The sequence below is a fragment of the Pseudoalteromonas sp. 0802 genome (assembly GCF_013350085.1).
Lineage (GTDB): Bacteria > Pseudomonadota > Gammaproteobacteria > Enterobacterales > Alteromonadaceae > Pseudoalteromonas.
In genome coordinates this window covers 1-12,089 of sequence record NZ_JABVXE010000036.1, presented here as the reverse complement: position 1 = coordinate 12,089, position 12,089 = coordinate 1, and the positions used below count along the sequence as shown (strand labels likewise).

General features: G+C 36.4%; 10 protein-coding genes and 1 pseudogene. 1 reads left to right on the top strand and 10 read right to left on the bottom strand.

Features of this window, described 5'->3' with window-relative positions; genetic code table 11:
* Positions 1-933 (top strand): annotated as a pseudogene (locus HUS61_RS20575) (metallophosphatase); the annotation flags it as partial.
* A gap of 20 nt (positions 934-953) precedes the next feature.
* Here HUS61_RS20575 and HUS61_RS20570 read toward each other — a convergent pair.
* From HUS61_RS20570 to HUS61_RS20525, 10 genes are read right to left on the bottom strand one after another with little or no spacing between them, the layout of a single operon-like run.
* Entirely contained in the window at positions 954-2,348 is a 1,395-nt protein-coding gene (locus HUS61_RS20570; RefSeq protein ID WP_258536072.1) for a sigma-54 dependent transcriptional regulator, read from the bottom strand.
* Complete coding sequence (locus tag HUS61_RS20565; protein ID WP_175080763.1) at positions 2,348-2,680, bottom strand: hypothetical protein; 333 nt, start codon at positions 2,678-2,680, stop codon at positions 2,348-2,350. The genes HUS61_RS20570 and HUS61_RS20565 overlap by 1 nt, the downstream gene beginning before the upstream one ends.
* Before the next feature lie 60 nt (positions 2,681-2,740).
* Complete coding sequence (locus HUS61_RS20560) at positions 2,741-3,529, bottom strand: EAL domain-containing protein (RefSeq protein ID WP_181447828.1); 789 nt, start codon at positions 3,527-3,529, stop codon at positions 2,741-2,743.
* On the bottom strand, positions 3,522-6,272 hold the full coding sequence (locus HUS61_RS21720) for a response regulator (protein ID WP_258536071.1): 2,751 nt from the start codon (positions 6,270-6,272) through the stop codon (positions 3,522-3,524). The genes HUS61_RS20560 and HUS61_RS21720 overlap by 8 nt, the downstream gene beginning before the upstream one ends.
* On the bottom strand, positions 6,265-7,428 hold the full coding sequence (locus HUS61_RS20550) for a hypothetical protein (protein ID WP_175083604.1): 1,164 nt from the start codon (positions 7,426-7,428) through the stop codon (positions 6,265-6,267). Before HUS61_RS20550 ends, HUS61_RS21720 begins: the two co-directional genes overlap by 8 nt.
* Positions 7,429-7,437: 9 nt before the next feature.
* Positions 7,438-8,256, bottom strand: coding sequence for a type II secretion system F family protein (locus tag HUS61_RS20545; RefSeq protein ID WP_175083603.1), 819 nt, complete (start codon positions 8,254-8,256; stop codon positions 7,438-7,440).
* Positions 8,253-9,125, bottom strand: coding sequence for a type II secretion system F family protein (locus tag HUS61_RS20540; protein ID WP_175083602.1), 873 nt, complete (start codon positions 9,123-9,125; stop codon positions 8,253-8,255). The genes HUS61_RS20545 and HUS61_RS20540 overlap by 4 nt, the downstream gene beginning before the upstream one ends.
* Positions 9,115-10,401 carry a CpaF family protein gene (locus HUS61_RS20535; protein WP_175080767.1) on the bottom strand — a complete coding sequence of 429 codons (1,287 nt, stop codon included), beginning with the start codon at positions 10,399-10,401 and terminating at the stop codon, positions 9,115-9,117. Before HUS61_RS20535 ends, HUS61_RS20540 begins: the two co-directional genes overlap by 11 nt.
* 6 nt (positions 10,402-10,407) lie before the next feature.
* Positions 10,408-11,166, bottom strand: a complete 759-nt coding sequence (locus tag HUS61_RS20530; RefSeq protein ID WP_175080768.1) for a hypothetical protein — start codon at positions 11,164-11,166, stop codon at positions 10,408-10,410.
* A 54-nt stretch (positions 11,167-11,220) separates the two neighbouring features.
* Positions 11,221-11,610, bottom strand: coding sequence for a hypothetical protein (locus HUS61_RS20525; RefSeq protein ID WP_175080769.1), 390 nt, complete (start codon positions 11,608-11,610; stop codon positions 11,221-11,223).
* Between the last annotated feature and the right edge of the window lie 479 nt (positions 11,611-12,089).

Genomic DNA, 12,089 nt, shown 5'->3' with positions numbered 1-12,089 from the left:
GCTGAAAGTTGGTGGCTACTTGATAACTACGCGCGAGCACGCACCAGCCAATGTTTATATATCGATACCGATAACATACTTAATGCGTGTAAAGCAGATGATGCGGTCACAGTATGGAATTTTAACAACCCTGAGCAAGGCTTTAGCAGTGACTTTGGCCCTGCAACACTCAGCTTTTATGACCCTGAATACAAAAATTGGGGGCCAGAAGATAGCCAATTTGCCACCACCAGTGAGCTTGAAATAGCTGATTTTACAAACGGTGCTTCAGGCGTGCTCGCCTTTGCTCGCCATAGCCCAACGCAAGGCTTAACCTTAACGGCTAATAGTGCTGCAAACGGTGATTACCAAACAAAAGGCCTTATCGCTGATTACACCTTAGTGATGGATATTATGTGGCCAGAACAAAGCACCAATGAGTGGCGCTCATTACTACAAACAGATCTTACCAATAATAATGACGCAGACCTTTACGTCAGCCGAAATAACGCCATCGGTATTGCCACCAGTGACAGTGGTTACTTTGGCGAGCTTTTGGCAAACAGCTGGCACCGTATTGCTTTTGTGTTTTATGCTGCTCCAAACAACGGGGCACTAAAAATTTATCTTGATGGCGAGCTGATTGGTATTAAAGATGAAGGTGAAATCAATGAGCGCTGGGCAATCAACGATGCGGCCTTACTTTTAACCGATAATGACTACGAAACTAAGCCGGGTTACTTAAACGCCTTGTTATTTGCTGGTCGTGCAATGACAGATGCCGAGATTGCTAATATGGGTGCTGCACAGCAGCAACTTAATTTTACGCAATCAACCCGTACCTTAAACCAAGTGGTTGAGCGCCATTATCAAGCTGCGCCACAAATTATGAATAACCCTTGGTTACAACAACGCAGCAAGTTTTTTAACAAAGAACGCCAATTCTTACATTAATGTAATTATAAAAACTAGAATTAAGCTAACTCCTCCCAATTTTTAATTTTCCTATATAATGTAGAGGCGCTTATTCCTAATTTAACAGCTGCAAGTGGTATATTTCCATTACATATATGCACTGCTGACTCTATAGCTTCTTTTTCTACTTGCCACAATGGTATGATCTCATCTGTAAGCTCAGCTTCAATTTCGCTCAACAGAGACTTTTTAGCAGTACTCACATTACTCTTTAATGCTTCTCTCTTAAATTGAGGGAGCATATCTAATTCTACAGTATCTCCTTCATTCATTACGACACAATTTTCAATAACATTCTGAAGCTCTCTGATATTACCAGGCCAATCATATGACAAAAATGCCTTTTCAGTGTTTTTACTAAATCCCTTGAATAGCTTATTTGCTGATTTACACTTTTCTTGGAGGAAAAAGTGAGCAAGAATAATGATGTCCTCCTCTCTTTCTCTAAGAGGAGGTAAGTTTACAGGTATAACGTTTAATCTATAATATAAGTCTTCTCTGAACCTACCATCAGCTACTTCCTTTTGAGGATTCCTATTCGTCGCACATACAACTCTTACGTCACTACTAACAACATCTGAAGAGCCTACCCTTGAATATAAACCTGTTTGTAAGAACCGTAGAAGCTTAGCTTGGAGAGGCAAAGCCATCTCGCAAAGCTCGTCTAAAAAAAGAGTACCCCCATTCGCCATTTCAACAGCGCCTTTTCGGTCTGAGATGGCACCACTAAAAGCACCTTTAACATGACCAAAAAATTCTGATTCAAATAAGTCGGCAGGGATAGCTGCACAATTTATCGCAACAAATGATTTATCATGCCTATTGCTGCAATCATGAAGATATTCAGCACACACTTCTTTCCCAGTACCACTCTCACCAGTCACAAACACTGATGCCTTAGAACGAGCTGCTGAATTAAGAATTCGCTTTACTGTTTGAACCGAAATTGAATCACCGATAAAGTCAATATCTGATTTAACCTTTGCTCCTGGTAGGTTTGTGCTGACTGTTTGAGTACCACTTGATATGGATTGTTCTAGTACACTTTGGACAGCAGATAAAAGTATCTCATTCTCAAATGGTTTCTCAATAAAGTCATAGGCCCCTTCACGCATAGCTGTAACCGCAACATCAATGGAACTATTAGACGTAATTACGACAACTTCAGTTTTTTTATCTATTTTTTTAGCAAATTTAAGAACGTCAATACCAGAAACATCGGGTAAACACACATCCTGAATAATTACATCCGGCACCTTATTTTTGATAGCCGACATTGCACTGAAGCCATCTACAAAATGAGATACCTCATATCCTTTTTTTTCAAAATAAGCTTTATACATTGCTCCTGCAGCAATGCTGTCTTCTACTATGTACAGTATTGGTTTTGACATCATTCACCTAGCGATATTGCCTTAAGAAAATCCCTTCTGGAGTTAGATATTTCAATACATAATTCTATGACTTCTACTGAATTTACATCATCTTTTTCGTAATATTGGGATGCCATATTTGCCAGTGAGTCTGCCCCATATAGGCTAGCTGTATTCTTTAAAGTATGCAGAGTGTCGTGAATACTATCTTGGCCATCTTTATTTTCAGTTGAGACTAATTTTAATGATTTGAGCTGTTGCTCTAATTCATTAGCAAAGTGAGACGCTAATTCAAGAAAAATGTCAGTACCCACATCACACTTTAGCTGCTCTATTTTTGTAGTATTAATCACAACAGCACCTCATAATTATGTACTAATAAAAGTATAGAATTCTTTCATCGTTAAGCAAATTTAACTTCGCCATTTATTTATGACATCACGTAATGTCAATGGTTTATCGATTAAATAGCCTTGGATATTGTCACAACCTAGGCAATTTAATATTTGCAGTTGTTGTGAGGTTTCTACACCCTCAGCTATTAATTCTAAATTCAACCTCTGCGCCATTGCTATAACAGCACTACAAAGCGTGAAATCATCATTATCAGTAGCTATATTGCTTATAAAACTTTTATCAATTTTTATACCATTAACCTTGAATTGTCTTAGTAAACTTAAAGAAGCGAACCCAGTTCCAAAATCATCTAGCCAAACCTTTATGCCCATTTCTCTTAAGCGCTCAAATGACTTAGCTATTTTATTACAATCGCTTATTAGTGCTGTTTCAGTTAACTCTAATTTAATATTTTTAGGGGATATTCCTAGTTCATTAATCAAATTGCTAATTTCTATTGTAATATCGTGATCTATTATTTGAATTGGCGAAACGTTAATTGACATCGTGAAGTCTTTCAAACCATAACTCTCTAGCGTCTTATAATCGACCAAGCACTGCTTAAGTATCCATGAGCCAAGTTCTATTATTTGCCCTGTTCTTTCGAGATGAGGGATTAAGTGATCAGGTCTTAGCCTCGAATCGTTTATACGGTTACGGATTAATGCCTCAAAGCCTATTAACTTACTGTTACTAGTTGAAACAATCGGCTGGTAGCTCATATAAAAGCTATTACTTTTCAAGGCATACTCAATTAGGCTATCCAAAGGTAATTGAGTATCTTGTTGTGCATTAATATCAATCATGGCTGTCACCTTTTGCAGATAAAACTTTGTCTATCGACCTTAATAACTCATCTTTTTTCACTGGCTTTAGCAAAACATCATCAAAACCTAAAGATTTGTAATGTTCATAACAATTTTCTTTATCACTAGCAGTGTGAGCTATAAACGCAGTGTTATTACACCAACTATGTTTTTTTATCTTATGCAGCGCTTCAACTCCTGACAGCTCTGGCATAACGATATCCATTAATATTACTTCATATTTTTTTTGAGAAAGTGAAAGCAGGGCTTCAATAGCGCTATTAGCATAATCAATTTCAAAATCTTGATCTTTAAGTACAGCCCTAACAACAACATCGACTAGAGGATCATCATCTACCAAAAGAATAGAGGTTTTATTTACTGCTAAGTTACTTGAAACTTCACCTTCTTCATCCTCAACTTTACAAACCAAAGTAATGCAATTTTCATTTTCATGATTACTAAACAAGACATCCTGCCCTCCAAGAATCTTGAATAGCGAGATAAAAAAATTAACTTCCAGAGATTCATCTGATTTTTTAATAAATTCTAGATGCTTTAAAGCTTTTATAAACTTTGACTCATCTGTACTTTTGTATTTGAACTCTAAGTGTAGTTCTGTAAATTGATCATTATGCTTAGTTTCAGCTTTGACTGAGACAGTGTGTCTAGCAACCTCAAGAACTTGAGAGAGAAAATGCGTTATTAATTGCTTGAACATTCTCTGATCACTGAATATCCAGACAGCATTCTTTTCAGTATTTTCATTATAAACTAACTTACCCGCTGTCTCATATTGGATAGATTTCACAACACTATTTATAGTTTCAGTCACTTCAAACTTACTGGTATTCAATTTTCTATTCTGAGCCTTAGCCGATAAAAATTCGTCTAACAAACCCAAAGTACAATCTAGTTGTAAAGTTACAGATTCAAGTAAATTCCTTTTTTCTTGGGTATTCACTAACTCATCAAAGGTTCTCAAATAACACACAGGTTTTGAAAGTTTGCCAGCAACCTTAGCTATAAACTCTCTTTGAGCTCTCACATTACTCTTTGATTTTTCCAAAATCCCCTTCAGCAAACGCTCTTTATTATGTGCTTCTGAATCATCATGGAAATAGCTTACATAGCTACCATCTTCCATATCCCTTTGTACTACCGTCAACCATCGGCCTGAACTAAAGCCCAAATCGATAATTCTGTCTTGATCTCCCTCTAGCTTATGATGAACTTCGTGATGAGTGATCAAACCACTTTCTTCTCCTATCTGAATTAGTTCATAGAAAGCTAATTTATCTGCATTCTTAATACCATCAAAAATAGTTGAGTATGCTTTGTTTGTTATGAGCGGCTCATCATCAGTATCAAAAATAGCAAAAGCGTCAGGTAATGAATCAAGTGCACTTGAATAAAATGCCTCTCTTTTCAACAAGGTTTGATTCTTCTGTTGTATCTCCTCTTGTAACCTTCGAGGTAAACGTAAGAAATAGTAAACTACTGAGAATAGTATTAAACTAATTACGATATAAAGCGTAATGAAAGAATTTGTTACTCTAGCGTCTAGAATAGGTGTATTAGGTTTAACGAATATCCTCCACTCACTCGGAAAGATCTTTGTAGAAGCACTTATTGCTCCACTTAAGTTACGTTGAGATGCCTCCCCATATAAACTTAAAAAAAGCTCATTAGTGGATAAGTATATAGAGTAATCTTGAGTATTTAGTTTTGATATAACTGATTGAAAAAATTGGTTCAAATCAAAAGCACTAATCGTAAAGAAGTTTCCCTTGATTTCATCTAGTTTATGAACTAAAAACGCGGTGTCAGCTATTGTGATAATCTCAAAGTCGCTTGACTTATTCTCCGCCCAGTCACGAAGGTTATAGGCTCCAAGGTCAAAATTAGTTCTACTCCACACGACTAAATTATCTTCGCTTATTAGAGCGTAACCTTTGTACGTTAAGGAGCCTTGTTCACCGGTAGTTACAATTTTCTCTAAATCATTCACATCAACCGATTTCCCACTTAAAATATACCCAACCAACAATTGGTCCTTATTTGTCAAGCTAGAAGCTTGAGAGTCGAACCGCTCGATTGCGTCGAATAATGTCATTTTAAGCTTTTGTGTTTGATATTTATTTTGGCTTATTAACTCATTAGCCTGATATTTAAATAAGAAAAGGCCAACAACAATTGAAGTTACTAATGCAATGAAAAATGAAACTGTTTTGGTACTGAGAATTGATATTTTATTTGAACTTCTGACGCGTTCTTTCTTTTTAAAAGTTCCCACAGACTCAAATGATTGCATTTGTGTTTGAATCAGGTTTATGAACGTATTTAATTGTCCTCTATGGTTCTCATTAAAAACTCTAGATTCAGTATCCCCTAAAACTAATAATCCAATACTCTCTCCCGTTTGCGCGAAAATAGGAATTTGGATGTAAAAAAGAAGATAAGTGTCCCGCTCGTTTTCGAATCTTAATTCATCAATAGTATTTTCATAAATTACCTCTTTCTCCTGGTCAGAAATAGACATCAAAAACTCAATTGAATGTTTAGCCTTTTCCTTACTAACAGATAGAAAAATCTCATGGTTATTTTCGCCCTTATAATCAATGAACTTCACTACCGGAAAGTCATAAAACTGCTGTAATAGGTTTAACGTATTAACAACCTCACCATTGGGGCCATTCAAACCATCATCGAAAATATCCACATTATTAATTGTATTAATCATTAGATCTCTCCCCTTTCGGCTCCGTAGGAAACCAGAATTGTGAGCCAGCAGAGGATGTCTGTGGTAATACAATCGTAAATGGGGGCGTCACAGCCTCCAAAACTGGCTTATTTGTTACAGGATTCACAACTGGCTCTGCTAGCTGTAAATTAAGTGGTGTCTTACAGTTTGTTATCCCTGGTTCAATACCAATCAAAGCTAATGCATTAATTATCAAATCGTTATTTAGTAAATCTATGCCAAGCAAGTTAAATGCTGTTTTAAGAATCGTGAAAACAAGTGTTTCAACTATATTCTCGTCCTCTTCTAATACAGTTCCTGTAGGACAACATATAGTTCCAATTTCTAAGTCTAAATTTGCACTAACCCCAATTAAACTCAACGTATCTAGAGCTGTAGCTAGTAGAGATTCAATTTCTGGTAAATAAAGCTGCAGAATATCGCCTTGAGATGTAAAGCCCTCAGGGCATGTGTCACATAGAGCTTGAAGTTCTGTCGTTGTCGTGGCTCCAAACAAATCAATACTTGTATTAGATACACCAACCAAGCATCTGTTATCTGCTGGTACTTTATTAATTTCAAAACTTTCACAAGGTGTGCCAGAGGTAACCTTTTGGGACATATATCTGGACACAATTTCATCATCTTTTGCAGGGCAACTAAGAGGTGTTGATTTGAATAAGTTACCTATAAATGTGCCGTCCCTTTGACCTATAGCGTAATTAGGGCCATTTTGTAATGCATTAATATAACTAACATTTCCTGTACTAACTATTTGACTAATACCCGAACTGTCGGAATCTTCATCACTAACTGACTTTATACATGGATTTCCTTGGCAATTAGGTGCGTCATAATAAATAGCCTCCCTGGAAGTAAATCTATCATCTCTAATTCCAATTAATGCTCGATAAGTTTTTTCAGAACTACGATCATGAAAAAAGATTAATGGTGCTTCATGTTCGTCAAACGAAATTGCCTTACCTAACTTATTATTTCCGCTATCAATAACGACAACTTCGTTATCTACCTTTTTTGCATTGTGTTTTATAACAGCGTCTCTTACTAAAACAATTCCACCCATCGATCCAATTGCTAAAATAGTAATGATAAGAATCAGCTCTATCGTTAATATGTAACCTTTTTGCTTTCTCATACCGTCTCCTTATATTGAATCAACAAGCAAGCTTAAAACATTCATTACTTGTAGCGCTGATGGAAAGAACACAAGTACCAAAAACATTGGAAAGCAAATAAGTAAAATAGGAAAAGTAGTGTGAAGTGACTTCCTATTAATCCTTTTTGCAAGTAGTACTGATTTCTTTAATTCGTAGCTTTCTAATAGACTTTCTATTGAATTTACCAAGGGTGTTCCCAAGGTAGAACCAACCAAAAGTAAGTTAGAAAGTTTCTTAACTTCTTTAACTCCGGTCCGATAATACAGAAATTTAAAAGCGGCATGCTTTTCTTTACCTGCAGAAACTTCATAAACAAAAAGTTTGAGTTCTTTAAATAAAGGGTTCTTCTTGCTCAGGCCGTGAGAAATAGAATGTGATAAAGCCTGCTCTAGTGAAAACCCTGCTTTTAAATATACGAGAAATACCTGTAAAAAAAACTCGAAACTACCTTCTATTGCCTGTTTTCTTTGATATCTGACAATTACAAAGATGAGTTCAGGTACAAAAAACCCACTAATAATAGTAGTAATTTTAAGAATTAGTGGTGGTTGCAGCTCTGCAATTATTATCAAAACATATGCTAATATCGCGCACGAAGTCTTCAGCAAAAATATAGGTATAAGCAATTTAGTTACCTGAATACCTGCTTGGCGCAAATACTTTGAACTCAAGATGAGGCCAAAATACCAAACCTTTGGCTTTGCAAGTTTACCGCTCGGAACTTCAGCCTCAGGTGATTGCTTGTTAATGTATATGAATGCAGCAATACTAATGAAAAGCGATAGAAAAAGGGCTAAATCAATCATATTTTCACCTTCAAACTTACTCTAAGCCAAATTAAGCCAAAAAGCTGACATAAAAATGCTACCGTTAAAAAAACCACACCGTTAGGATGAGATAATAATGGATCAAACCACGTAGGATCTTTGTAGTTAAATAAAGGGACTAATATATAAGGGAGAATGCCACTGAACACTGCAGCATACTTTGTTCCTGATAGCTTACTTCTTATTTGTTGTTTATCTCTCGCTCTTCTAGACAAGATCTGTGTGACACTCTTGAACATGTCTGTGAGATCGCAGTGCGTCTCATAATGTGTAATCACACATTGAGAGAAAAGACGAACAGATTCACAACTGTACCTATTTAACAGTGGCGCCAATGCACCATTAATATCAGCACTTAGCTGTAATTTTTGCATTAATGAATATGTTTGCTTCTTTATACTTTTTCCTGCGTAGTTTTGAGCGAACTCTAAAGATTGTTGCAGTGAAAGACCTGTTTGTAGGCAAGTATGAATAGTTTCTATGTATTCAATGAATTGAGTTTCGAACCTGTTAAGAAAAAACTGCCCTAAGTCAATAATCAAAATATTGATGCCCACAAAAATAATTAAGGAAATAATTAACTTACTTGTTCTTGCATCGGGGAAAATTGCATCCAATCCAAACCATACTAATAGGCTGATTAAAGCAGTAAAAAATATTATCCACAGCCTACTACTTGGTATTCCAATAACTTTTATAGACTGAGTAAGGGTATCTTGTTGAAAAAGAATATCTTCCTCAATATTACGTTTACTTGGTGTTGCCGGTTTTCTTACCAAGTAAAGTATTAAAATACCAGCGATACCTAAAATGAAGGCTCCTATAGATAGAAAATAATCAATCATCATCGCTACCCTCTATATTTTGGAATAATGCCTCGAGCCTAGACTCCTCAATACCACGCATTCGCATAAATTTAATTATTGCAGATTCACTTTTATCAAAAATAAATCTATCAGTATCAGAGTAAAGCGTTCTGAATTTTAGTGTGCCTTCCTCATAGTAAACTTCACCAATACTCTTAAGTTTCCTTTTCCCATCAGAGTCTCTAATTAGATGTATAATTAACTGAAGACATGAACCGATTAGAGCGTCGATGTGATCTGAGCTAAATTGCTGGTTATGTAGCTGTGTCAATGTTGAGATTCGACTAATTGCATCATAAGCACTATTAGCATGTACTGTTGTCATAGATCCTTGATGGCCACAGCTCATTGCCTGTAGCATATCAATCACTTCACTAGAGCGTACCTCACCGATTATGACTCTATCAGCCCTCATTCTTAGAGCAGCCTTCACCAATTCACTTAAACTTATGCTACCCTTATCATCACTGTTTGCACTATGTGCCTCTAGCTGAACAACATGATTATGATGTAACTTTAATTCCGAACTTTCTTCAATAGTTACAACTCTCTCGTTCTCACTTATAGCGCTCGACAGTACATTGAGAAATGACGTTTTACCTGCACCAGCATTCCCGCTTACAACTATATTTGCACCAGCTTCAACAGCACACTCTAGAAATTCAAGCCAATTGGAATCAATAAGGCCGCTTTGTATTAAATAGCTTTTTGTTATGGTTTTATGACTAAATTTACGAATAGAAACGATGGCAGTCGTTGTACAAGCAGGGGGAATAATAACGTTTAAACGACTACCATCAGGAAGCTTTCCATCTACCACTGGAGACAAAGTGTTAGTTTGTTTACCACACTGGTTTAATGCTCTTTCGATAAATCTAAGGAGATGCTTAGGGTTATCAAAGCTGCTTGGGGTTTTAACTAAACGCCCTTGTTTGTCAACCCATATATCATTGAAATCGTTTATTAATATGTCACTAATATTTTCATCAATCATGTATGGGGCAATAGGCCCGTATCCTGATAAATCATCCGCTACAGCACTGATGATTTGTGATATTTGAAGGTCAGATAAATCTAACCCATCGAAAAACTCAATCTCTTGTGAAATTGCTCTAACTGCTATTGCTAAGTCAAGCTCATTAAAGTTTGTAAAGTTCTCTTCTAACTCTTCGATTACTTTGTCATGAAGCAACCCTTTAACGTCTAATAGACTTGGGCTTTCAGGGGCATTATCATTATTAATTTTGAAGTTAAACATAGTAGCTCACTTAGAAACTAAAACAGCTTCATTTTTAGTTCCTTTGACAACTTCAATTTTTCTATTCCTTTGTAACCTTTCAAACTTTTGAATCCGGCCTTGCTCTATGTCATAAGCGCTATGCACAATCACAGAAACATTATCTTCGAAGCTGATTCCAGCAAGCGAATATACATCTTTTGGTAAGACAGCTAATACAAGAGAAGTGTTGCTAGCACTGCTTGACGAACTTGAAGCTGTATCAAGAGGGCTTTTTGAAGCCGGACTAGTTGGTGATTTAGATACACCAATTAACTGGACATCTGCTGCTACAGTTCTAACCACTCCTTGAGTTTTAGCTACGATATCAAGCCTATCTCCTTTATGAATTCGAGATAAAGGAATATCTAAACTTGGTAGTTTAAGAGTGTAAAGAACTCGACCAGCAGGGATTGCTTCTGATAAGCTTTTTCTAGTTGCTCTCACTAAGTCAGCATCAAAAATTAACTGCTGCTGGTTTTTATTTACAGCTAATTTTTTGCCAATTAGTGATCGAGGGTTTTGTATAGATAAAGATAAATTTGGAAATTTGCTTTTATCTAATTGAATTTGTGTAACATCATGGACCGTAATAACTTGACCAGCAGATAAATTCTTATTCGTTGTCCAAGCTGAGATTTGATCTTCTGAATTTACTTGTCTAACACCTATGGCTGAAGCGAGCATGCCTGAAGTTAATAGTAAAGTCATGGCAGCTGTTGTAGCTCCTTTATGCTTTGTTTTCATGATGCACCTCCAAAGAAACTCACTGCCACCCTTTGTGGCAGTGACTATATAGGTTTAATTACCAAGAGAGCCACCCGCAGCAGTTCGAGTTGCAGCGTCACCACTTGGAGTCGCACTAATAAGTGCTGCACTTTCACTAAAGTCAGAGGCAACAAAGGTAAATGACGATTCATCACCTGCGTATACATCAACTGAATCGATAAATGCTGAACCAGATACTTCTGCAGTTCCTTCAGCATTGATAAGTCCATCGAATGCGTAACTTTGGTCAAGAGCTCCGATTGCTTCAGCTACATCCTCTAGCTCACTTGTTACAGAGTCTCTTAAAGTAGAGAGCCCAATAACTAAAGCTGCAACCATTGATGTTGATAGGATGATTAGCTCTGAAGTTAATACAAAACCTTTTTGTTTTTTACCGTTTAGATTGTTTAATGATTTTTTCATTTTGATCACCTTTAGAATTGAAGAGCTTTTGCTCACTTTAACTAAAGCCAGAAGCATGCCAAAAAATAAAGCCTTAAAATACAATATATTAACTTTATCTTGGTATTGAAATTCTAAAGTGATTTGCAAAATGCAAATCAAAAATGAAAATCAGGCTGGTAACTGTATATAACTCAAGTACAAATTTTTATATTATTATTGGAGGGTCTTATCTAAGGGTTTTGATATGGAAGTATGAGAATTACTCCAATTTGAAAAGGCCAAAACAATGATCATATGTGGACTAGTCATCGATGCCGCTTCGCGTCGTTCAATGTATTTCTCGGAAATTTTGATAACACTAGCTTGTGTATTATTCAATCAAAAAGGCCACATGGTGAACTACCCAGCGACATCGCTTCGCTCTGATCACTGGGCTTCTACAGTCTAGCTTAACGGCTAGGCTGCTTCTTTTTTCTCAGATCCAAAATCCAACTTCG

What these genes read in the sequence shown, in the direction of transcription:
- HUS61_RS20570 (WP_258536072.1), bottom strand. Translation starts at nt 2,348, where the DNA reads ATGTCAAAACCAATACTGTACATAGTAGAAGACAGCATTGCTGCAGGA.
- HUS61_RS20560 (WP_181447828.1), bottom strand. Translation starts at nt 3,529, where the DNA reads ATGATTGATATTAATGCACAACAAGATACTCAATTACCTTTGGATAGC.
- HUS61_RS21720 (WP_258536071.1), bottom strand. Translation starts at nt 6,272, where the DNA reads ATGATTAATACAATTAATAATGTGGATATTTTCGATGATGGTTTGAAT.
- HUS61_RS20550 (WP_175083604.1), bottom strand. Translation starts at nt 7,428, where the DNA reads ATGAGAAAGCAAAAAGGTTACATATTAACGATAGAGCTGATTCTTATC.
- HUS61_RS20545 (WP_175083603.1), bottom strand. Translation starts at nt 8,256, where the DNA reads ATGATTGATTTAGCCCTTTTTCTATCGCTTTTCATTAGTATTGCTGCA.
- HUS61_RS20540 (WP_175083602.1), bottom strand. Translation starts at nt 9,125, where the DNA reads ATGATGATTGATTATTTTCTATCTATAGGAGCCTTCATTTTAGGTATC.
- HUS61_RS20535 (WP_175080767.1), bottom strand. Translation starts at nt 10,401, where the DNA reads ATGTTTAACTTCAAAATTAATAATGATAATGCCCCTGAAAGCCCAAGT.
- HUS61_RS20530 (WP_175080768.1), bottom strand. Translation starts at nt 11,166, where the DNA reads ATGAAAACAAAGCATAAAGGAGCTACAACAGCTGCCATGACTTTACTA.
- HUS61_RS20525 (WP_175080769.1), bottom strand. Translation starts at nt 11,610, where the DNA reads ATGAAAAAATCATTAAACAATCTAAACGGTAAAAAACAAAAAGGTTTT.